The sequence below is a fragment of the Acinetobacter puyangensis genome, from assembly GCF_900096995.1.
GTDB lineage: Bacteria > Pseudomonadota > Gammaproteobacteria > Pseudomonadales > Moraxellaceae > Acinetobacter > Acinetobacter puyangensis.
Map to the genome: position 1 here is coordinate 252623 of NZ_OANT01000004.1, position 23691 is coordinate 276313.

The 23691-nt window shown below is 41.2% G+C and carries 20 protein-coding genes; 11 read left to right on the forward strand and 9 right to left on the reverse strand.

Features of this window, described 5'->3' with window-relative positions:
• Window positions 1–99: 99 nt before the first annotated feature.
• Window positions 100–1509, reverse strand: a complete 1410-nt coding sequence (locus tag CRO21_RS09715) for an aminotransferase-like domain-containing protein (RefSeq protein ID WP_097079110.1) — start codon at window positions 1507–1509, stop codon at window positions 100–102.
• A gap of 217 nt (window positions 1510–1726) precedes the next feature.
• Between CRO21_RS09715 and CRO21_RS17570 the strand changes: the two genes are divergently transcribed.
• Window positions 1727–1879: a hypothetical protein gene (locus CRO21_RS17570; RefSeq protein ID WP_171294023.1), complete on the forward strand. Its 153-nt coding sequence runs from the start codon at window positions 1727–1729 to the stop codon at window positions 1877–1879.
• An 88-nt stretch (window positions 1880–1967) separates the two neighbouring features.
• Here the strand turns inward: CRO21_RS17570 and CRO21_RS09720 are convergent, their stop codons facing one another.
• Window positions 1968–2591 carry an arylesterase gene (locus CRO21_RS09720; protein WP_213064418.1) on the reverse strand — a complete coding sequence of 208 codons (624 nt, stop codon included), beginning with the start codon at window positions 2589–2591 and terminating at the stop codon, window positions 1968–1970.
• 40 nt (window positions 2592–2631) lie between these two features.
• On the opposite strand from CRO21_RS09720, the gene CRO21_RS09725 reads away from it, so the two are divergent.
• The 4 genes from CRO21_RS09725 to hemL all read left to right on the forward strand — a co-directional run bounded on the left by CRO21_RS09725 (window position 2632) and on the right by hemL (window position 7906).
• Entirely contained in the window at window positions 2632–3405 is a 774-nt protein-coding gene (locus CRO21_RS09725) for an ABC transporter ATP-binding protein (RefSeq protein ID WP_097079111.1), read from the forward strand.
• A gap of 2 nt (window positions 3406–3407) precedes the next feature.
• Window positions 3408–5837, forward strand: coding sequence for an ABC transporter permease (locus CRO21_RS09730; protein WP_097079112.1), 2430 nt, complete (start codon window positions 3408–3410; stop codon window positions 5835–5837).
• A 146-nt stretch (window positions 5838–5983) separates the two neighbouring features.
• Window positions 5984–6595, forward strand: a complete 612-nt coding sequence (gene thiE, locus CRO21_RS09735; RefSeq protein WP_097079113.1) for a thiamine phosphate synthase — start codon at window positions 5984–5986, stop codon at window positions 6593–6595.
• Between the two features lie 15 nt (window positions 6596–6610).
• Window positions 6611–7906: a glutamate-1-semialdehyde 2,1-aminomutase gene (gene hemL, locus CRO21_RS09740; protein ID WP_097079114.1), complete on the forward strand. Its 1296-nt coding sequence runs from the start codon at window positions 6611–6613 to the stop codon at window positions 7904–7906.
• 117 nt (window positions 7907–8023) lie between these two features.
• Here hemL and CRO21_RS09745 read toward each other — a convergent pair whose 3' ends face one another.
• From CRO21_RS09745 to mrdA, 3 genes are all read right to left on the reverse strand, one after another.
• Window positions 8024–10459, reverse strand: a complete 2436-nt coding sequence (locus CRO21_RS09745; RefSeq protein ID WP_097079115.1) for a membrane-bound PQQ-dependent dehydrogenase, glucose/quinate/shikimate family — start codon at window positions 10457–10459, stop codon at window positions 8024–8026.
• A 321-nt stretch (window positions 10460–10780) separates the two neighbouring features.
• Window positions 10781–11326, reverse strand: coding sequence for a 16S rRNA (guanine(966)-N(2))-methyltransferase RsmD (gene rsmD, locus CRO21_RS09750; RefSeq protein ID WP_097079116.1), 546 nt, complete (start codon window positions 11324–11326; stop codon window positions 10781–10783).
• Window positions 11323–13302, reverse strand: a complete 1980-nt coding sequence (mrdA, locus tag CRO21_RS09755) for a penicillin-binding protein 2 (protein ID WP_097079117.1) — start codon at window positions 13300–13302, stop codon at window positions 11323–11325. The genes rsmD and mrdA overlap by 4 nt, the downstream gene beginning before the upstream one ends.
• Window positions 13303–13540: 238 nt before the next feature.
• Here mrdA and CRO21_RS09760 point away from each other — a divergent pair, with 238 nt between their 5' ends.
• The 3 genes from CRO21_RS09760 (at window position 13541) to adk (ending at window position 16210) form a co-directional block, all read left to right on the forward strand.
• Window positions 13541–14074: a hypothetical protein gene (locus CRO21_RS09760; protein ID WP_378234987.1), complete on the forward strand. Its 534-nt coding sequence runs from the start codon at window positions 13541–13543 to the stop codon at window positions 14072–14074.
• 52 nt (window positions 14075–14126) lie between these two features.
• Complete coding sequence (locus CRO21_RS09765; RefSeq protein ID WP_097079118.1) at window positions 14127–15443, forward strand: hypothetical protein; 1317 nt, start codon at window positions 14127–14129, stop codon at window positions 15441–15443.
• Between the two features lie 107 nt (window positions 15444–15550).
• Complete coding sequence (gene adk, locus CRO21_RS09770) at window positions 15551–16210, forward strand: adenylate kinase (protein WP_097079119.1); 660 nt, start codon at window positions 15551–15553, stop codon at window positions 16208–16210.
• Window positions 16211–16497: 287 nt separating this feature from the next.
• On the opposite strand, the gene CRO21_RS09775 is transcribed toward adk, so the two are convergent.
• The gene (locus tag CRO21_RS09775) at window positions 16498–17619 is read right to left on the reverse strand and encodes a phospholipase A (RefSeq protein ID WP_228150412.1); all 1122 of its coding nucleotides are present in this window, start codon (window positions 17617–17619) and stop codon (window positions 16498–16500) included.
• 72 nt (window positions 17620–17691) lie between these two features.
• Window positions 17692–20631: an insulinase family protein gene (locus CRO21_RS09780; RefSeq protein ID WP_097079121.1), complete on the reverse strand. Its 2940-nt coding sequence runs from the start codon at window positions 20629–20631 to the stop codon at window positions 17692–17694.
• A gap of 286 nt (window positions 20632–20917) precedes the next feature.
• Between CRO21_RS09780 and CRO21_RS09785 the strand changes: the two genes are divergently transcribed.
• The 3 genes from CRO21_RS09785 to CRO21_RS09795 all read left to right on the forward strand — a co-directional run bounded on the left by CRO21_RS09785 (window position 20918) and on the right by CRO21_RS09795 (window position 22953).
• A complete protein-coding gene (locus CRO21_RS09785) occupies window positions 20918–21913 on the forward strand; it encodes an adenosine kinase (RefSeq protein WP_097079122.1) in 996 nt (331 codons plus the stop codon).
• Between the two features lie 72 nt (window positions 21914–21985).
• Window positions 21986–22318: a Rieske (2Fe-2S) protein gene (locus CRO21_RS09790; protein ID WP_097079123.1), complete on the forward strand. Its 333-nt coding sequence runs from the start codon at window positions 21986–21988 to the stop codon at window positions 22316–22318.
• The gene (locus CRO21_RS09795; protein WP_097079124.1) at window positions 22318–22953 is read left to right on the forward strand and encodes an OB-fold-containig protein; all 636 of its coding nucleotides are present in this window, start codon (window positions 22318–22320) and stop codon (window positions 22951–22953) included. Before CRO21_RS09790 ends, CRO21_RS09795 begins: the two co-directional genes overlap by 1 nt.
• A gap of 59 nt (window positions 22954–23012) precedes the next feature.
• Here the strand turns inward: CRO21_RS09795 and CRO21_RS09800 are convergent, their stop codons facing one another.
• Window positions 23013–23237: a DUF1653 domain-containing protein gene (locus tag CRO21_RS09800; protein ID WP_097079125.1), complete on the reverse strand. Its 225-nt coding sequence runs from the start codon at window positions 23235–23237 to the stop codon at window positions 23013–23015.
• A 13-nt stretch (window positions 23238–23250) separates the two neighbouring features.
• On the reverse strand, window positions 23251–23619 hold the full coding sequence (locus CRO21_RS09805) for a diacylglycerol kinase (protein ID WP_097079126.1): 369 nt from the start codon (window positions 23617–23619) through the stop codon (window positions 23251–23253).
• Between the last annotated feature and the right edge of the window lie 72 nt (window positions 23620–23691).

Genomic DNA, 23691 nt, shown 5'->3' on the forward strand with positions numbered 1-23691 from the left:
ATTAAATTGTTATCGTATTGTATAGATATTGATAATCACTACCAATGGCAAATTATTTATTTTTGATTCTTATTTGCATTTCTACATCATTGATAAAATTCAGGACGGATGTGTAATTGTCTGGATTATGGTAGCCAGCGAATGTTGGGTTTGATCGTTTAACTCAAAGGAGCAATTTAAACGAATAAAATGCTGTTGCTGGCGATTGACTGTAAACAACTGACTCGGTGCGATACCGATATGATGTGTCAAAAGTGTTTGATACAGTTGGGTACTGTCTATATGTTTGGGCAGTTTAATCCAGATAAAATAGCCACTTGGATAATAATATACATCACATTCTTCGGGCAGGTGTTGTTTTAAATAACGATAAAATAATTTTTTATGGCGTTCTAGTTGTAAACGCAAGGATCGTAAGTGTTTTTCATAATGATGTGTGGATAAAAAATCAACCAGTGCATGTTGTAGCAGGGGACTGACAGCAATGGTACTCATCAACTGTAAATGTTGAATTTGATTGGAGAGTTTTCGGTGATGCACCCAGCCGACCCGAAAACCGGCGCCTAATGTTTTGGAAAACGACGAGCAGTGCAAGACTCGATGATCTTGATCAAAATATTTTACCGATAATGGTTTTTTACTGCCAAAATAAAGTTCCTGATAGACATCATCTTCAATCAGATAAACCTGATAGTGTGCCAGCAATTGTGCAATTTTTTGTTTGATGTCATCGTTTACACTAAAGCCAATCGGATTATGACTATTGAGCATTAGCCAGCAGACTTTGATCGGATACATCTGTAGGCATTGTTCAAATTTTTCCAGATCAAAACCATATTCGGGATGTTCCGGCAAGGTAATTACATTTAAGCCCAAACGTTCCGCTGCCTGCCATGTGCCATAAAAAATAGTTTGTTGTAATAAAATATAGTCGCCGGGTTTTGCTACAGCCTGTAAGGATAGATTTAATGCATCCAGACAACCGGAGGTGATGACAATATCCTGTGGTTCTGTGGCAATGCCTTGCAAACTATACCGACGTGCAATGATTTGCTGTAATGTCAACAGACCAGGTGGCATACTGGCGCTACTTTCATAGCTTTGTTTACGCCGGGCATGTTGTGCCACGATTTGTAATAATTTGGGCTGATGGAGCAATGCGGTATTGGGAAACGCAGATCCAAATGGCAAGATATTGGTTGGTTGAATTGATTTGAGATAATCAAATACAAAGGAATTCATCTGGATGTTGGATTGCAATGTGGAATCTTCAATACGATCCAGTGCTGTGGGCTGCATGTTTTGATCGGCAACATAATAACCCGATTTTTCTCTGGCAAAGACCAGTCCTCGTGCTTCGAGTTCCTGATACGCATTTAAAACTGTCATCAAACTATAACCGGAGGTCTGCGCCTGTTCCCGCAAGGAAGGGAGTTTTTGATGTGGTTTCCACACGCCCTGTTCGATGAGTTGATGCAAGGTCTGTGCGAGTTGTTCAGCTTTAAACATACGGGCTTTGGGGCAATAATACTAAAATAGAGTGAAGATCATCATGCTTATGCATTTGCTCAGGCAATACCAGATACAAAATACTGCATAAAAAGTATAACAGTTTTAAGGTAAATAAAATCTGTTATGTTTTTTTATCTAAAATGTATATCTGTTATTTAATTGACAACCCTTTAATAATGGAGCTGAGATAAGGCATAAATGCAGGTGATTGAATATGAATGATGAAAAACGTCCTCAACCAGCAAAAAAATATGCAGATAGTGGTATGTCAGACAAGGCTTTTAAGAATATGATCTTTTATGGTTCGATTTATGTGCTGTTATTTTGTATAGGTGTATATTTTGCAGTATTTTATGATTTAAGTTAATGATTCTAAAATTTTTTAGTTGTGGATTGATGCTTTCTTTTTGATCGTGTACAAAACATTCTATTGAAAGCATCCCGTTAAAGCATTTTTACTTTTTCAGACTAGGTTCGATATATTTCCACGCAGAATCAAGTAATTTAGTCTGTGCTTTCGCATTAGGATGCACTAGATCTGCTTGCATCAAGGCATTATTGCCGGCAATACCCTCAAGAAAAAATGGCATCAGTTGAATATTATGCTGCTTTGTCACCACCTGATAATTATTTTCAAAGGCTTTACTATAGCTGGTGCCATAATTAGGTGGAATTTTCATACCAAATAATAATACCTGTGCTTTACTATTTTTACTGAGCTGAATAAGTTGTGATAAATTTCTTTGGATTAACTGTGGCGGTTGTCCGCGCAAGCCATCATTGCCACCCAGCTCAATCACCACAATCTCTGGTTTATAGGTGCCAAGTAGCTTTGGTAATCTAGCCAGTGCGCCACTGGTGGTTTCTCCACTGACACTGGCATTGACCACACGATGCTGTTTAGGGTACTTTTGTTCAATACGTTGTTGTAGCAGTTTCACCCAACCCTGTTCAGGCGACATGCCATAAGCTGCACTAATACTATCACCCACAATTAAAATGGTTTTGGCCTGCAAGGACATACTTGCCACGCCGCCGAGTGTGAATGTGATCAGAATTAAACGCAGTTTGGCTAACATCCCATGACTCCACAAATAAATAGTTAAGGCTTCTATCATCATGCCACAAAGTTCTGAAAAAACAGTGATAAAAACCAAAAATCTCTCACAAGTGATACAAATTCATGACCAAAAAATACATGTCTTAAAAGAGATTAATCTGGAAATATTCGCTCGGGAACAGGTGGCCATTACAGGCCGTTCGGGTTCTGGTAAATCCACCTTGCTAGGGCTATTGGCTGCACTGGATCGGCCTTCTAGTGGAGAGGTTTATCTGTGTGATTATCCGATCTATCAAATGAATGAAGAACAACGGGCTAAAGTTCGTCTGGAAAATATTGGTTTTGTCTTTCAGTCTTTTCAGCTGTTACCACATTTAACTGCTCTGGATAACGTCATGTTACCAATGCGCTTGCAAGCACAATATCAGTATGCTGATGCAAAAAAACGTGCAACTGAAATGCTGGAACAAGTTGGACTATCCCGTCAAATGCAGCAAGCTCCCAAAGTTTTATCTGGTGGTGAGCAACAGCGTGTGGCCATTGCCCGTGCCTTGGTAACACAACCGAAAGTGGTTTTTGCCGATGAGCCAACAGGCAATCTCGATGGCGAAACGGCAAAAGAGATTGAGCATTTGTTATTTCAGATGAATAAAGAACTGGGTACAACACTGGTGTTGGTCACACATGATGCAAAACTTGCGGCACAGTGCCAAAGACAGATTCAACTGGTCGATGGCAATCTCCATGAACTGAGCATGGGTGAGATCAAAACACAAGCATCCAATACATCGCAATTTGAACCAAACCAATCTATACCGCATGGAGCTTTGTAATCATGTTTCGGCTTTTTTCCAGTCTGTTTCGACAAAGTTTACATAGTGGTGGGATTACTTTACTGATTGTTTCCTTGTCATTGGCGATTAGTGCCACCACAGCACTTAAGTTTAGTAATCAGCAAATTCAATATGCGATTGAGCAGCAGGCAGGGGAGTTATTGGCAGCAGATCTGGTGCTAAGTTCAAGTCAGCCCATTGAGCCTATTTGGCTGGATCGTGCCAGAGAAACACAATTACAGACCTCACAAAACTATGTTTTTAGTTCGATGGCACATACTGGTGAACAATTTGTCATGGTCAATGTCAAAGCCATTGATGATGCGTTTCCATTGCGTGGCGATTTAAAAATTGCACCTGAGGCAAAACAGATTCAATCGGGACAGATCTGGCTGACCCCAAGAGTATTTGATTTATTAAAGGTAAAAATTGGTGATCGCGTTTATATTGCCGATGCAGAATTTAAGGTCACTGGTGAGATTGAACATGATGCCAATCAGGAAATGGGTCTGTCAGGCTTTTCACCTACAGTCATTATTCATCTTCAGGATGTAGCAAAAACCAATGCGATTCAAATTGGTAGTCGGATTGATTATCGCGTGCTAATGTCAGGCGCACCGAATCAGCTTAAAGCATTTGAACAACATTATACGCAGTACGTACAGGAACCTTTAAAGCTACGTTCGGCCAGTGATAGCAATTCACGATTAATGGGACCGATTCGAAATCTTGAAACCTATATGCAACTGGCAAATTTATTGACGCTATTGTTGTGTGGTATTGCCATTGCTTTAACCAGTCAACGCTATGTGGCACAAAATCAGGATCATATTGCAATGCTACGGTGTTTGGGTGCTTCCCGCAAACAATTACTGGGTGCATTTGTGGCATTGCTGGCTGTTGTGGCATTGCTGGCCACATTACTCGGTAGCATTTTCGGTGTGATTTTTGGTTTTGCTTTGCTTAAGCTTATGCTCACGACCATTCCGCATATCAGTTTGCAGTTTTCGCTATGGGCGATTGTTTTGGGACCATTACCTAATGCGGTATTTACTTGCTTAATTGTACTTGCTGGTTTTGTTTTACCAAGTATTTTACACCTTGCCAAAGTGCCGCCGATTCGTGTTCTGCGTCAAAGCCAGTTTGATCAGGTTGCGATATGGATTGTGATTGCTTCGGCATTGCTCAGTTTATCGTTATTCACCTTATATCTCACTGAAAATATTGGCTTAACCTTATCCGTCATTGCTGCAATTTTTGTATTATGTTTTGTATTGTTTGCTGTGGTTTGGCTCATATTAACTACTTTAAGAAAAATGCATTTTCGCTTTGAACAATGGGTACGTGAGCCTGCCAAAGTCAGCTTGCAAATGACAGCATTGGCATTGGGTTTAAGCTTAATTAGCGTACTATTTTTACTGCGCAGTGACATGTTCGAGCGTTGGCAACAGCAGTTGCCGGCAGGTACACCGAATCAGTTTGTTTATGGCTTACCACCGTTTGACAAAGCGCCATTTGAACAGGCTTTGGCGGAGCGGCAGTGGCAATCGACAACGTTATATCCCAATATTCGTGGTCGCTTGATTACCAAAAATGGGGAAGCATTTAATGAACAAATCGTCAAAGAAAATAACAGTCTTAAACGTGAGCTAAATTTGACCCAAAGTGCAGCTTTTCCTCAAGACAATCGTATTGTGGCAGGAACAAAAGATTTTACAGCAACACATCAGGTCTCGGTTGAAAAAGACACTGCGGACAGTCTGGGGATTCAGCTTGGTGATCAACTTGGTTTCGAATTGCCCGATGGTAATATCGAAGCCAAAGTGGTCAGTTTTAGAACTGTCGAGTGGGAAAGTTTTAGTCCAAACTTTTTCTTTATTTTTTCACCCCAGACGCTGGATGAAAATGCGGGAAGTTATCTGGGTAGTTTCTATCTGCCACCACAGCACAATCAACAGATGGCTGAATTGATTAACCAGTTTCCAACCACGGTATTTATTGATATCGATGGCATTATCGAACAGATCAAACAACTGGTTAAAGTGATTGCACAGATCATTAGTATTCTGGCATTTCTGGTATTTGCTGCCGGTGTACTGGTGCTATTGGCTTGTTTAAATTTATTGATGGACGAGCGTAAACATGAAGTTGCCTTGTTACGTGCGATTGGTATGTCACAAGCACAGTTAAAACGCTACCTGAGCATTGAGCTTGCCTGTATTGGCGCTGGTGCAGGGGTGCTGGCGATTGCCTTTGCCGAAACAGTATCCTATATCGTGTCATGGAAAATGGAAATTCCATGGACATTACACTGGCAATACTGGTTGATTCTGCCTTTGTTGATGGCAATGATATGCGGTGTGATTGGCCGCTATCGCTTGCAAAAACTTTGGCAAATTGCACCGTTGCTGAGTTTGAGGAATATTGGCTAGGTTGATGATAGGGTAATATAATATGCTATTGCCTTATCTTATCTATGCGTAATCATTATCAGCAGAAATCTTCAGGACTATCAATGGGCTGAAATATTGGTCATACAGCCTATTACGTATAATGAAATATTTTAGGAATCAGGAATATGCAAGGACTTTATCTCATCACCAACGATGATCCATTCAGACTTTTATTACAAAAGCTACAGGCTGCGTTGGCAACCCGAAAGGTTGCATTATTACAATATCGACGTAAAAAAGTAGCAAAGGCTGATCAATCTCAAGAAATCGAACAGATTCTTAAGTTGTGTCATCAATATACGGTGCCTTTGATTATCAATGATGATCTTGAACAGGCCAGACAGTTTGGTGTGCATGTGCATCTGGGGCAGGATGATGGTTCAATACAGCATGCCAGACAGGTGTTGGGTAAAGATGCCATCATTGGACGAACCTGTTTAAATTCGCTGCAATTGGCCGAGCAGGCAATTGCCGATGGTGCCAGTTATGTGGCCTTTGGTGCAGTCTATGCTACTAGCACCAAACCGGAAGCGGGCAATGTCGGGATTGCTGTGATTCAACAGGCAAAACAGCAATTGAATGTCCCAATCTGTGCGATTGGTGGGCTAACGGTAGAAAATTCACAGGTGGTGATCGATGCCGGAGCAAGTCTTTGTGCGGTGGTCAGTGATATACTAGGTTTAGATCCAGAGCAAATTCCCGGGCGTGTCGATGCTTGGGCAAAGTTATTTCAATAATTGCGAGAAAGTTTTATGTTCATTTCTGCAAAACAGGCACAACTCTTTGAAGAAGCCAGTAAACATATCCCGGGTGGGGTAAATTCTCCTGTACGCGCATTTAAAGGGGTGGGTGGGACACCAGTCTTTATCAAACGTGCCAAAGGTGCATATTTGTGGGATGAAGATGACAATCAATATATTGATTATGTCGGTTCATGGGGACCGATGATTCTGGGCCATTCTCATCCTGATATTGTTAAAGCGGTACAGGCGGCAGCCGAAGATGGCCTAAGCTATGGTGCACCAACAGTTGCAGAAACCTCCCTTGCCGATGTGATCTGTGACATCCTGCCCGCAGTAGATTTGATCCGCATGACCAATTCGGGTACGGAAGCTACCATGACGGCAATTCGTCTGGCTCGTGGCTATACCAGACGTGATCAAATTATTAAATTTGAAGGCTGTTATCATGGTCATTCCGATTCTCTACTGGTTAAAGCCGGTTCGGGGTTACTCACTTTTGGTGAACCCACCTCAAAAGGTGTGCCTGAAGATTTTGCTAAACATACCATTGTCTTGCCCTATAACGACATTGATGCGTTGAAAGAATGTTTTGCCAAGTTTGGCAGTCAAATCGCAGGGGTGATTGTTGAGCCTGTGGCGGGCAATATGAATTTGGTGAAACCTAAAGATGGCTTTTTACAGGCAATTCGTGCGTTATGTGATGAATACCAGTCCGTCTTTATTATTGATGAAGTAATGACTGGCTTTCGTGTTGCCTTAGGTGGTGCACATACACTCTATGATGTGAAACCTGATTTAGTGACGCTGGGTAAAATCATTGGTGCTGGTTTACCTGTCGGTGCTTTTGGTGGTAAACGTGAAATCATGCAATGTATTGCACCGCTTGGCGGCGTTTATCAGGCAGGTACATTATCAGGTAATCCACTGGCAATGCGTGCTGGTCTGGAAATGTTTAAGCATATTCGTCAAGATGGTTTTTATGAAAAGCTGGAAGCACAATTGGCAAAATTACTGGCTGGATTAGAGCAGGCAGCAAACGATGCCGGTATTGCTTTTAAAACCCAACAGGTGGGTGGCATGTTTGGTCTGTATTTTACCGATCAGGACGATATTTCCAGTTTTGATTCGATGCTGAAATGCGATGTAGACGCCTTTAAACAATTTTTTCATGGCATGTTGCGTCGTGGTGTTTATTTTGCGCCTTCGGCATTTGAAGCGGCATTTATTTCTTCTGCGCATTCTGATCGGGATATTGAAAAAACCATTCAGGCTGCAAAAGAGACTTTTGCTGAAATGAAAGCCTAAATTTTAGGGATTTGAGAAAATGGCATGTCTTTGGATATGCCATTTTTTATGTTTGGGCATAAAAAATCCCTAAACCTATGTGCATAAATTTAGGGAAGTATTTAATTTAATCAATCTTTATTTTTTTATTAAATTGTCCGGTAAGGCATAGGCAATAATATAATCACCAACATCTTTGGAATGACTTGCACCACCTGCGGAAATAACGACGTATTGTTTACCGGTCTTAGGTGACTGATAAATCAATGGCGCAGCAACCGCAGCAACAGGGAGAGCCGCTTTCCAGACTTCTTTCCCGGTTTTCGAATCAAGCGCACGAAGATAATAATCTTGTGTACCTGCAAAGAAAATCAGACCAGATGCTGTAGACGTCGGACCGCCCAAAGTTGGCATACCGATTGGCATTGGCAGATGTGATTTAATGCCGAATGGACCAAGCTCTTTTGCAGTACCCATTGGTACTTGCCAGATCAGTTTTTTACTATTCAGATCAATCGCACTCATGGTACCAAATGGTGGGTTGTTACATGGAATACCGAGTGGAGACTGTAAAATATCGATACGGACACCACCATAAATACCACCAATTTGCGGACGAATGGTTCCCATAAATCCGGGCACTTCATCAGTCGAAACTTTATATTTTTTCGCTTCTTCCTGACTTACCAGCGCCATCCGAAGTGGCATGCGCATATCATTGACATACATAACATTGGTACGCTCATCAATGGTAATACCACCCCAGTTCATACCACCCAATAGACTTGGCCATTCAATATAAGGCTTTTCGGTTGGCGGGGTGAATGGACCCTGATAAATCGAATCTTTAAATTTGATGCGACAATACAATTGATCAAAAGTACTGACACCCCACATGCTTTTTTCGGTTAAAGTTTCTGCACCAATGATTGGCATACCGACTGAGAATGGTTGTGTTGGAGAAAGTTTTTCACCCACCGCATGTGGAGAAGTCGGTACTGGACGTTCTTCCACTTTAGTTACAGGTTGACCAGTACGACGATCCAGCACAAAAATATGTCCCATTTTTGTGGTCTGGATTAACGCAGGCACTTTTTCACCCTGATCATTGGTGACATCATAAAGTACGGGTTGTGATGGTAAGTCATAATCCCATACATCATGATGCACAATTTGATATGACCATTTGGTTTTACCTGTTGATGCATCTACAGCAACTACAGCCGAACCAAATTTCTCTTTTGCAGGCCCACGATCACCACCCCAATAATCTGGTGGTCCATTACCTGTGGGTAAATAAACCAGATTAAGGTCTTTATCATAAGTGGGAATAGTCCACATATTCGGTGTTTCAAGTGTATAGGTTTTATCTGCCGCTGGCGCACCTGTATCATTTGGATTACCAACATCCCAAGCCCAAGCAAGAGAACCATCCAAAACATTATAGGCACGGACTACACCTGATGGCTCACCATGCATGATGTCACGTACCCAGCCGCCAATCACTGCATTATGTCCCATTAACACCGGAACAGAAGTCGGGTGGTAGCGTTTACTTTTTTCTGTGGGACCCATTTGATGATCAAGATCAACAAAACCATTGTCACCAAAACCTGCACACAGCTCACCAGTATGGGCATCCAGTGCGAATAAACGTGAATCAACCGAAGACACCACGATACGTTGCTGACATTCACCAGTGGTATATTTTGCCTTGTCTGTTGCCGATAAAGTTGTATCTTTATTGACATCATAATAGGCAACTGCACGACAGGTCACATGTTCAGCAGTACGGGATTTCGGATCGAACTTCCATTTTGCCTGACCAGTATCACCATCAATTGCAGTAATAATGTTTTGTGGCGTACAAGAATAAAGTGTATCGCCAATTTGTAGCGGTGTGTTTTCATCTACGCCGATACCTGCGCCTGTGGTTTGACGACCAGTCCGATAGGTCCAAGCAACTTGTAATTGGTTAACATTTTCCGGCGTAATTTGATCATAAGGGGCGAAACGCGTACCTGTTGCATTACGGCCAAAATGATCCCAGTTTTCAGGATTATCTGGATTGATAGTTGCTTTACTTTGGTCAGGTACAATATCGACTGGATTATAAATTTTTCCGTGTGGAAAAAATGCGGCAACGAGTGCAGCAACACAACCTAGAAAGCCAGCAAGACCAATATAATTGGCAACTCTTCCTGCTCCTACGGTCACTGTTTTAAAGATAGGGTTTAACCATAGACTGAGTACGACAATAATTGTTGGAATCACCAGACGGGGTAATAATTGCCAGTAATCAAATGCTTGAACTTCATAGAATGCCCAGATGACTGTGGCAATATAGGTAATAATCGATAGCCATAAACCTATTTTGTTGCGTAGCAAATAAAGTACTGCAATTGCAAGATATGCAACACCAGCAATTAAGTAATAACTAGAGCCACCAAGACTCAGTAATTTTATGCCACCAAAAATAAGTGCAACAGCAATAATTAATGTGAGTAAAACAAATAAAAGTCGAAACACATTAAGATAGACTGCCTTTTTATTGGAAACAGCGTTATTTGTCATATATTTTCACCTTAGGGTTAAGGTATGTGCAATATAAATGATCTTAATTAATAAAAATAATGCCTTTACCAATGAAGATCATTCTAAGTGCTGAATAAATTGATATTTTTGATGATTTCCTATGAATCACCAAATCGAGTTTGCTATTCTCAATTTAGAACACATAGTACTTTAGTCGCGTATTTTAATCCCTTTTTCTTAATTCGTATAGATTTAAGTCGATTTATTCGAAAAGTATAATATGGGATATTTTATGGAGAGATTAGGGGCTGAAGAAATTTTAGCCTACAACGCAATCTATTTATCAAATGTCAATAGACCCTATATTTTTTGGAATAATCCAGCTTTAACCACACCAGCTTTGGTATTTTTAATGAGTTTCCAGTCTACGGGTAATGTCAGGGTATTCAGATCTTGGTTAGCTTCAACATAGATTAGTGCATCTTTATTTAATTTTGGATTGACTTGTTCAGCCAGTTCCTGCCATAAATTTAACGCATAGGGCGGATCTAAAAAAACCAGATCAAAATTTTCATGCAGTGTTGCCAAAGCCTGTTGCGCAGTGGTTTGTATAATTTGCACCTGTTCGGTTTTGAGGACAGCAATATTCTGTTTTAAAAATTTGCTTTGTTGTGGATTTGGTTCGATCATCACCACTTGTTTGGCACCCCGTGATAAGGCTTCAAAACCTAATGCACCAGAACCGGCACAGAGATCCAGAACTTTTGCACCCTGAATATCCCACATGAGCCAGTTAAAAAGCGTTTCACGAATGCGATCTGGCGTAGGACGTAAGCCATCTAGGGTGGCAAAAGGTAACTGGCGCCGTTTAAATTCACCGCCAATAATACGCAACTGATTTTTCATTCTTCATCCTCAGCAGCAGGTGTATGACTGGCTGGCGTTGTTGGTGTGTCTTGTAGTAAACCATTGGTGGGTAATTCGGCAGGCTTAGCACCCGCTGTCATCAATCCACCATTGACTGCAAGAGGAGCCGGTTTGATTGGATCTTTTTCACGTTTTAATAACCAGTAGTCAAAGATCGGTTTGGCAATCTTTGCTGCCGAACCACCATGTCGACCATTTTCCCAGATCACGGCCACAGCAATTTTCGGCTGATCCGCAGGCGCGAAACCGACAAACAAACCGTGATCATATTCACGCTCTTTAAGTAAAGCTTCATTATAGCGTTTACCCTGTGCAATACTTTTAACCTGTGCCGTACCGGTTTTACCTGCAATCGAATAAAGTGGCGTACGTATGCCTTTACCTGTACCGCCATTGATTACCGCAACCATGGCGTCATGCATTTTGTTCCAGTCATCCTGCGTCCCATTAAAATCGATCTTATAATCACTGCCATGCAGCACTTTTAGCACTTTTTCGCCTTTGGTTTCTCTCAAGACATGCGGTTTAACATGCTGTCCATAATTAGCAGTGATAGCAGTTGCAAGGGCAAGTTGTAAAGGCGTGGCGGTAAATGCGCCCTGACCAATACTGACCGAGATGGTTTCACCTTTTAGCCATGGTTTATTGCGGGTACGCATTTTCCATTCCGGAGATGGATATAGTCCGGAACTTTCGCTAGGAAGATCAACGCCGGTTTTCTGTCCAAAACCAAATTGCGACATCCATGTGTGCATTTTATCAATGCCCATCTGATAGGACAGCACATAAAAGAATGTGTCACATGATTGTACAATCGCTTTATGAATATCGACCACACCATGACCGCTTTTTTTCCAGTCACGGAATTTATGGCTATCGCCGGGTAAATGAAAATAACCCGGATCGAAAATTTTGGTATTCCAGTCGATATATTTATAATGCAGACCGCCCATGGCTTCCATCGGTTTGATGGTTGATCCCGGTGGATAAGACCCTTGTACAGCACGGTTATAGAGCGGCTGATCCAGATTGTCACTCAGCGCACGGTAGTCCGTGTGGCTAATTCCCGTGACAAATAAGTTGGGATTAAAGCTCGGACCTGAAACCAATGCTAAAATTTCACCTGTATTGGGGTCTATGGCAACCACAGCACCACGCTTTCCAACCATTTGTTCGGAAGCAACCATTTGTAGACCATAGTCCAGAGAAAGGTAGAGATCGTTGCCGCGTATTGCTTCCTTGCGTCCCAAATGCCTTAAAATATTGCTATGTGCATCAGCTTCGACAGATTCATAACCGGGTTTACCATGCAGTAAATATTCGTAAGATTTCTCAACGCCGATTTTTCCAATTAGATTGGTACCGGCATAGAGGTCTTTATCTAATGTCTTTAATTCTTTATCATTAATTCTGCCGACATAACCAATCACATGTGCAAACAAGTCGCCATGCGGGTAATAACGAGTCATTTGCGTTTCAATACGTACCCCGGGGAAGTTTTGTTTTAATTCACTGAATTTGGCAATTTCCGCTTCACTCAAATTCATTTTAATGGACAATACTTCGGTTTTACGCGCAGTTTTGGCTCGTTTTTGAAATTGTTCGATGTCTTCATCGGTTAAATGAAAAATTGGAATGAGTTGGCGTATTGTGTCTTCCACATCTGCAATATCGGCACGGCTAATAACTGCACTAAAGACCGGGAAATTATCGGCCAGTAAAATACCATTGCGATCATAAATATAGCCACGGGCAGGCGGTAATGCTTGTAGGCGAATACGATTACTGTCGGAAACAGTCTGGAAATGTTCGTGTTGATACAGTTGCAGATAGCCGTAGCGAAGCACTAAGATCAGGATAAAAACCGACACCAATCCAATAGCAAAATAAATGCGGCCACGAAAAATCTTTTTTTCTTGCTGTATGTTTTTTATGGGCGTAGGGTACTTGCTCATGATGGTATGCAAAATCGAAACAGAACTATTCTATCTAAACAACTACACAAGGTATATATCTTTTTGCTTTAGTTTAAGCCTCAATCTTGCTTTATTTGACTCTACAGACAGATGATTTAAAAGGTTTAGTCCTATAGCTTTGCTCTGTTTTCTGCTACATTCTCATTGAAAGGGTGTGTTAGATTGAATAATAGACAATATTTCACCTTGTGCTTTAGGGAAAAAGCGGAGATAAAAATTGAAGAAAACAGGTTTATTGTTGCTGGGATTAATGGTTGCAGGAGTGACACAGGCAAAATTAAGTGATTTTTTACCTACTTTGCCCGAACCAAAATTAAAAGAGCACAGTGTGAAAACCAAACAAGGATATGTCGGTTTGGGTTTGACGCAAAAACTATTACATGTCAATGCCGAATGGGTCAATCCTTATGGCATTGCTTATGCTAAAGTAGGTGCATTCGTCAATGGCGACAATGAAGTGGGCGCACAACTGGGTTTTCGCTATCCCTACTTTCTCACAGGCACAGATTTAAATGGCTATTACTTTGGCGTTTATGCCGGTCATCTTGATAATGTCAGTGTCGATGGCAAGTACTATCAAAGATTGGGCGGAGGCGTAGATTTGGCCTATGTGCTGTTGGATAGAGAACGTATTAGTAGTTTTAGTGTTGGCGTTGGTGCTGCGGAAAAAGTGGTTGGAAAGAATGGTAGTAAGAAATCCACAGAACCACAATTACAGTTTGCTTATAGTTTAAGTTTTGATGTGTTTTAACGTGAACAACTGGGCAAAGTTTTAGCCATGAAACAATAATTGAGAGAGATCGATGCTAGAGTATATAGCAACCGAATGGCAAATATTTGCTAGTCGACCTGATTTTTGGGCTATTTTAAGTATTGTGCCTGTTACGGCGTTTGTAACCTGGGCACATGTCTGGATGGCACTTAAAATGGTGTTTTACCCCATTCAGTTTTGGGGTTTTCATATCGGTTCATTGCCAATCGGATGGCAAGGTATTGTGCCCCGCAAGGCCGGGCGGATATCCGGCATTATTACTGACAATACGTTGTCTAAACTGGGTTCATTGCGCGAATTTCTTGAAGCAATGGATCCACAGGATATGGCTCGTATCATTGGTGAGCAAGTAGGGTTTGAACTTGAGCACCTGATTGATGAAGTCATGATGGAGCGCAGGGCTGTACTCTGGGAAAACTTACCTTATTCGATTAAACGCCGTATCTATGCGCAGGCTCATAATCAATTGCCTGTAGTTTTAACTGATCTGGTCACAGAGCTGACCTATAATGTCGAAAATCTGGTTGATATGCGTAGCATGGTGGTCAATCAGATGGAAAACGACCGTCGGCTCATGGTGCGGATGTTCCTTAAAGTGGGACAGAAAGAAATTAACTTTATCTGGCATATCAGTGCTTTGATTGGTTCATTTTTTGGTATTATCCAGATGTTTGTGTATATTTTTATCCCGCAGCACTGGACGGTTCCTTTCTTCGCTGCGATCTGGGGCTTTTTGACCAATTGGATTGCAATTTGGATGGTATTCAATCCGGTTGAACCGCATCCTGTTCGTTATCCTCAATTTTTTGAAAGAACAAAAGATCATAAGTTTCCATGGATTAAACCTGTTGTGCCGCGTATAGGAACCTATAATATTCAAGGTGCATTTATGAAGCGCCAAGATGAGGTTTCGGTGGTTTTCTCAGAAGTGGTCACCACCGATTTAATTACTTTAAAGTCAATTATGACTGAAATGATGTATGGTGAAAAAAGTATAAAAACACGTCGTATTATCAAAAGGCATGTCAATCAAATCATGGAAACCCCGATTGTCCGCACCTCTTTGCAATTGTCAATTGGCCCAAGTGAATACGCAAAATTAAAAACAGACTTGATTGATCGCTCAATTGAAATTACGATGGTTCCAATTTGTGATCCAGGGTTTAATGCGAGTCGGGCTCAAAAGATCTTTGCGATGTTTAGGGATCGGATTCGTTTGCTTACCCCAAAAGAATTTCAAAATTTGTTACGTCCTGCATTTCAGGAAGACGAATGGATTTTGATTTTATTAGGTGGCGTAACTGGCTTTGCTGCTGGTCTGATTCACTTATTTATAGCATTTTTATAATTGGGGCTTTAAAATAGCATATCCCAAAATGCCTTGCAGTTAGTCTTTTGGCTAATGTTCCACATGCAAAATTTTGTTAATTACTCTTGTTTATGAGGATGTTTTTTATGCGCATTATATTACTTGGACCACCTGGGGCAGGAAAAGGAACTCAAGCTCAGTTGATCTGTAAGCGCTACAATATCCCACAAATCTCTACAGGCGACATGCTTCGTGCTGCGATTCGTGAAGGGACGGAGCTTGGTTTACAAGCAAAGTCTGTAATGGAAAATGGTGGATTGGTTTCTGATGAACTGATTATTGGTTTGGTAAAAGAACGTATTGCGCAGCCTGATTGTGCAAATGGCTGCATCTTTGATGGTTTTCCACGTACCATTCCTCAAGCAGAAGCATTGGAAAAAGAAGGGATCAAGATTGATCATGTGATTGAAATTGAAGTACCGGATGAAGAAATTGTAAAACGTCTTTCTGGTCGTCGTCAGCATCCGGCATCTGGTCGTATTTATCATACCATTTACAATCCGCCAAAAGTGGAAGGCAAAGATGATGAAACCGGTGAAGATTTGGTACAACGTCCGGATGATCTCGAAGAAACAATTCGTAAACGTCTGGCTTCCTATCATTCCGAAACCGAGCAACTGGTTGGCTATTACCAAGGTCGTACTCATGCAACTGATAATGCACCGACTTATGATAAAGTCAACGGTTTAGATGCCATCGACAATGTACAGGCAAAATTGTTCTCTATTTTAGATCAAGCAAAATAATATTGTGCTTTAGCACTAAAAGCTCTATCTTCATGATAGGGCTTTTTTATGGTGGGATTGAAAGATAAATGAAATTTTTAATTATCGCGTTGTTGCTTGTCAGCATTTTTGTTTTATTCATTTTATTTCGTTTAAGTTTTAAATTGCTGAGAGAAACACAGCATAAGAATAAACCCTAAGATATGTAGGATTCATATTTTATTTTTTTGTATTGATTTTTATATATAAAAAAAACCTACCGATTGCTCGATAGGTAGATCAAGATTTTTTATTAATGTTCTTTGCGATTAGAACCAGTTCATCAGTGAAACGCCTAAACCCACATACGTCGCCCGATGGTTGTAATCAATCAGGCTTTCTCCATAGCCATCAAATATCTGTAAATGTCCACGCAGTGAACCTGATAATGGAAATGCCCAGTCAAATTGTGCCGCGCCATGGCTATCATCACCGCCTTTTAAACTATGACGTAACATCAATGAAAATTGATGGTCTTTCCATTTGTAGTTTGCGGTTAAATCACCACGACCAATATAGTTTTTGATATCAGGGTTATTGTCATCATCGGCATCTTCTTCAAAACGATACCAAGGACGTAGCATCAAAGCAAAATTATTTTTTTCAAAGCCAATATTCAAAATCGCCCGATTCCAGCTACGTGAAAATGGATCTGATCGGCCATTGGATTGATGATTCAATGACAGACCAAGTAAACGACCATGTAGACCAAGTAAATTATAGTTGGTACGGAAAATAATACTGGCTTCAGGCTCGTAGTTGGTTTCACGAAACGGACGTGATGCTTCACTGTTATAGACTTGCCAGCGTGAAGATTGGGTGTACCCGATCCATACATCGCCATTGTCACCAAAAATATTTTCCACAGCTTTAGTTTTTAAAGAAAGCTGAAATTTAGTTTCAGTACTTTTTAGATTTTGTGGCTCGGTAACCGTGTTTTGTGGATTTGGGCTATAAGGGGTTTCATTTTTATCAGAAGTCCACATTGCTGGTAATAAATAAACCGGCTGATAGGCACGCAGTTGCCATGTGCCCAGTTTTGACTTTTCTGACAATTCCCAGCGTTGATCTAATAAGGAACTAGTCGGATCAAACTGTGGCGCTGCGCCAAATAAATCATAATTTCGAATGGCTTCTGCAATTTTTTGTGTTGTCGGTTGCGCCTGTTGCTGCTCGGCAGTTTTTACGCGACTCGCATCAACCGCAGCCTGTTCGCTAATACTTAAGGTTTCAGGTTGCACAGGCACAGGCCGAAAGATCGCATCATAACACGCCAGACGGTCATTATTGGAGGGCAGACCTACACACGCTTGCGGCGCGGCAGGTTGTGGGGCAGTAGGTTGTGCGACTGTTGCGACTATTGTTTCGGCATGTATATGAGCTGTACTCATGACGCCCAGTACAGTGGTCATGTATAACAACGGTTTTTTCAATATGAATTGAGTCTTCATATGCGATCCATTTTAATTAATTTTCTGAATGTTAAAACCAAGTTGCAATAATTCTTCCTGACGGGAAGCTGGTGCAACCACTGCACGGACAGGGTGTTGATCAAGTAAATATTGTTTGGTGATGCGTCTTAAATCACTTAAAGTCACAGCGAGAATAGACTGGCGCAGATGTTGTCTAAAGTCATGATCACGACCATGTAAGGCAGCATAACATGCGGTAATGGCTTCGCCTGCGGGTGAGCCTGGTTTATCCATACTGGCAATCAGGCCTAATATAGCTTCTTCCAATTGATAATCCTGCTGTTCGCTATTTAACAGCCAGTCAATAGCGCGATTGAAGTCATCAAAGGTTTCACTTAGACGTGGATCACGGTAGCTATAGAATCGGAATGCGCAGGCATTACTATCGTAGCCTGCACCGCCACCATACGCACCGCCTTGTTCACGAATAGCGCCATGTAAATAACCATTGCGTAAATATGGACCCAGCACCATAAATGCGGCTGCATCGGGATGCACAATATCGACAGCAGGGTATGCACTGGCACAGAATTGTACATTGGTCTGAATTAACCAGGCTTGATCCTGTTGATCTTCTACAAATTCGGGATTCTGAATTGCTGTTGTCTGTTCAATGTGTTGCTGTTGTGACCAGACCTGTTGCAGATGTTGCAAAAGCTGATCACTTTGTTGTGTTTCACAGACCAGAAGGAATGATTTAGAAGACTGTAAAATCCGTTGATGGATCTGCTGCAACTTTTGAACGAAATCATGATAACGCTGCTCATCCTGTTGAATGTCTTCAATCAACTGGCTTAACCAGCGCAGTGCAGGTAAACCGGTATTTTGATAATCACGTTTGGCCAGTGCGCTCATATTGCGTTGTGCGGTCTGCATGGCATAACTATGCCCAGAACCAGAAATCCGGGATTGCCAGCGTGCTTTACGTTGTTGTAATAGCTCAAGAATACGGTCTTTTTCATCAAAACGCATTTCGGTAAATGCAGTTTTTAATAAATCCATTGCTGCAACATGATGGTTGAGTGCTTTGGTGGTCAGGGTAAGAAAGGCACTGATCTGGTTTTTATCATCGATTTGACTACGCAGACTTAAGCCCATACCTACACCGCCACTAATTGCGGTTTGTTGCTGTTGTAATTGCAGATAATCATATTCACCTGCACCGACTTCGCCCATCAGCATACTTAACAGATTAAAATAGGGTGACAGCACCACATCATCAGGTAAATGAATCAAAACCTGTTGATAGAATAAACCATTGGTCCCAGCATGGTACAAATGTACAGGAACAGTTTGACCATCAAGATCAATCTGTTCGGCAATGGCATCGGCATGTTTAAGCTCGGCTGGGATGTCTGCCAGTGTAACTTTTGGTAATAATTCGAGATCATCCGGCGTGGCCTGATGCTGTTTTAAGGCTTCGGTCTGTTGAATGATCTGCTCACGTTGTTCGGGACTTAAGCTGCGGTCAAGTTGATCAAGACGTGCCTGTTCTTCATCCCGGTCACGTTGAGATTGCTGATTGTCTGGAATCAATGTGAGTCGAACCCGATGTGGATTATCAATCAAATAGGTCTGGATTAATTGTGATAACCACATTGGGTCTTCCAGTTCCTGTTTGACATCGGCAAGGGCTTGATCCACATCCCAGACGGTAATCGGATCGCCATGATGGATTGCACCACTCATACCGTTAAAAATCAAGCTTAAACCATAAGGTGTTCCATCACCATCCACTTCACGCTGATGCAGTTCAATCTGGTGTAAAATCGCATCAATGGTATCGCGGTCAATCGGTTTAGATGCAACATCCTTCAAGATTGCCATGACCCCTTGTTCAAATTCATCGGCTTTGTCTGCTTCAGAACCTTGAATACCACAATAGAAGGTCATCTCGAAATTACTGTCATCGGTCCCCATCAATGGGCCGGTGGATTGACCAAGTTTACTGGTTTCCAGATAGTTTCTTAATGGTGCAGCAGAATTTTCCAGTAAGATCCCTTCCACCAGCCGCATGCCTAGACGTAATTTGACATGATTGGTTTCAGGCAATAACCATGACAGCACATGATAGGTTTTTTGACTTAAGTCGTCTTCATCCATGGCATAGTGTTCATTCACTTGAATCGGCTGAGTCAGACGTTTTTCTGGAACAGAATAAAGGGTATGGCCTTTTTCAAAATGTTTTAGTGCCTGTTGTTCAAACTTTTCATGTAAATCATAAATGTCTGCATCACCAAAGGTCATAAAGACAGCATTGGACGGATGGTAATGACTTTTATAAAAATCAAGCAGTTCCTGATAGCTAAGATCCAGAATATCTTTGGGATCACCGCCGGAATTATAATGATAGGTAGTTTGCGGATAAAGATGCTGTGCCAGTTTATGATAAAGCTGATCGGTTGGCGCACTACATGCACCTTTCATTTCATTAAACACAATGCCTTTAAATACTGGTTTATCATTTTCAAATTCAACCCGAATGCCTTCTTGTAAAAAGTCCAGTTGATTTAAATTGGCAAAAAAAGCTGCATCGAGATAAACCGATAATAAATTGTCAAAATCTTTTTTATTTTGGGTCGCAAATGGATAAGCAGTCCAGTCTGCTGCGGTAAACGCATTCATAAAGGTATTGAGTGAGCGTTTAATCATGGAAAAGAACGGATCACGGACAGGATATTTTTTTGAACCACACAGCGCAGTATGTTCAAGAATATGTGCTTCGCCTTTGGAATCCATCGGTTGGGTACGAAATGCCACCAAAAACACGTTTTCATCATTATCATTGGCAAGATGATAATGCACTGCACCAGTGACTTTATGCCGAAATTCATAAACAGTGGTTGAGAGGGCATCGATAAATTGTTGACGCACCAATTCAAAAGCAGGGTGAATGGTATTCTGTGCCAGGTTTGAACAGGTGTTGGTCATAAAAACTCCATAGCTTAAATCATGATGCAACATAAAAAATTGCACAGGACGATATTTGATATTGCAGGAAAGTATAGCGAATTAATTGGATTAATTCCTTGGGCTTTGTTGATATTTTTTTTATGCGTATTATTCGGACTATTTTTTATACCGAAACTTGTGTGCGAATGCAAGCTAATGGATAGAATCTCAAATTTGCTTTTTTAGATGAAATGCCTGGATCACTATTATAGCCTTTGAGCTTTCGTGCTACTCTAGGCAAAATTTTTTATCGGGATCTGTTGCTATGGCAAGTGTTGAGCTTTTTTCTATTGGTAATGCATTGGTAGATCAGGAATTTTTGGTGGATGATCAATTCCTGCAAAATGCACAATTGGTCAAAGGAACCATGCAACTTTGCGATGCCGAGCAACAAGCCCAGCTGGTTAAAAACTTATCTCAAGCCACACATAAAGGGCAAGCGAGTGGCGGTTCTGCTGCAAATACCACGGTTGCATTTAGCGCATTGGGTGGCACAAGTTTTTATGCCTGTCGGGTGGGTAATGATGCACTGGCAAACTTTTATTTGCATGATTTGCAACAAGTAAAGGTACAGACCCATCAAAAATCGCTGAGTGAAGGACAAACCGGAACCTGTATTGTCATGGTTACGCCAGATGGCGAACGTACCATGTACACCTATTTAGGTATTACAGCTGAACTAAGCCCCGAACAAATTGATTATGAACCGCTGAAACAGGCAAAATGGCTGTATATTGAAGGCTACTTGGCAACCAGCCCGACTGCACATCAGGCCGTTGCAGAGGCTCGTCAGCTTGCCAAGGCACATGGCGTAAAAATTGCAATTTCACTTTCAGACCCAGCCATGGTGCAATATGCCAAATCCGGTCTGGATCAATTGATTGATGATGGCGTCGATGTATTATTCTGTAATGAACAGGAAGCATTGATGTACACCAAGGCGTTAAGCATTGAACAGGCATCAGAAGCTTTGTTGAATATCGCGCAAACCGTGGTGATTACGCTGGGCAGCAAGGGCGCATTGATCGGGGCGAAAAATCGTAGCATTCAAATGGTGGTCGGTGAAGCTGTCGAGGCACTGGACAGTAATGGGGCAGGTGATGCCTTTGCCGGTGGATTTTTATATGCACTGACACAGGACAAAACTGTGGAACAGGCTGCCAAAATTGGTAATATAGTTGCAGCCAAGGTAGTGAGTCAATATGGTCCGCGCTTAAGTTATCAACAATATCAGGATATTGCCGGGCAGCTTGAGTCGTGATCATCGCCAGCAGAGAATAGTTGTCAGTAAAGATAATTGTCAGTAAAGATAATCAATAGACAAGAGGTCGCCATGTATTTAATTTGCCAGACAGATGATGTACAGGAGCGTGAAGCTCGTGGATTTGACACACCGCTGGGAGAAATTCTGATCACCCAGCGTGATGGTTCTTTTTTTGCCTATAAAAATATCTGTCCGCATTTACAGGTCAGTCTTGAGTATATGGAAGACCAGTTTCTGGACATGGACAAAGAATATATTATCTGTTCGACCCATGGTGCTTTGTTTAATGTCGAAGATGGAGAATGTATTTGGGGACCTTGTCAAGGTGAATCATTGACCAAGGTCGATATCGAAATTCATTCTGATGGCGGCATTTATCTAAACGATTCGGATCATTCATAATGTTACCCGAGTTGTTTTTCGATTCTGCATTATTGCCATTTCATTTTTGTGTGGTGGCAATTTTTGTGTTGATTATCGGGGAAACCATCGGGATTTATATTGGATATCGTCCCTCTAATTTTATTCGCACAGTGATTCCATCGTGGATTAAAGATTCGCCTTTACTGAAAGTACAAATTTCCCGTTTTATCATTCTGTTATTTTTTCTGATTAATTTAAGCTATGCCGGTTATTTTATTCAGCTGAGTTTTTTTGCATTTCATAAAGCATTTATCAGTTCCAGCCTGATTTTTATTCCCGCTTTTATTATGGCGTGGTTTTTCACCCTGTTTATGATTCATTGTCTGGATCAGGTGATTCAGCCCAGTCAAACCAGTTGTCAGGTTGATCTGGTCGGGCGTTTTGCCACCATTGTCAGTGGTCAGGCAAAACCGGGTGCCAGTGCCAATGCGCAAGTGAAAGATCATATGGGTGGCGTACATTATGTTCAGGTTGAGCCGGAATTTGGCGAACTGGAATTACATGCCCATATTATTCTGGTGGGTTATAATGATTCGCATTATATTGGCAAGAAAATTACGCCACAACGTGATGAACATGCGCTCCAGTTTTATCAGAATAAATATGATGAATGATTTAACAATGAAAAAATATTCAAAATAACTTAAAACGAAAGGCATTATTTTGTGTCTGTTTAAAAATTTTCCTGAATAAATTCAAAACGTGGGACGACATTGCCATTATCGAGTGTTACGTTTTCTATAAACATGTCGAATGGTCTTAACCATAATTGATATTCACCATACAGACATTGATAGACTACCATCAACTCTTCTGTTTCGCTGTGCCGTGCAACACCAAACACCTGATAAAGCTGGCCTTTATAGTGACGGTAGATCCCTTTTTGAATATTTTGCATATAATTTAACCTATTATTTCAATAGAATAATAACCCAAGTGATAAAAATAATACTCAGCGAAACAAATTGGGCTGCACTACCCATATCTTTGGCACGTTTTGATAATTCATGCTTATCCAGCGAAATACGATCCACTACGGCTTCAATAGCAGAATTAAACAGTTCAACAATGAGTGAAAGCAAACATACGATGATTAATATCACATGTTCAACGGGTGAAACATCAAGAAAAAAAGTTACTGGAATGAGGATAAGGTTAATCCAGACCACTTGACGAAACGCTGCTTCATTTTGAAACGCTGCTTTAAATCCAGACATAGAGTAGGACCAAGCATTTAAGATGCGGATCAGACCGGTTTTACCCTTTTGTGGCGAGTACATAAATAAATCTCTATATCTGGAAGCAATCGAGATGATCTTAAAATGAAAGCTGAATCAAGCATACATTCAGCT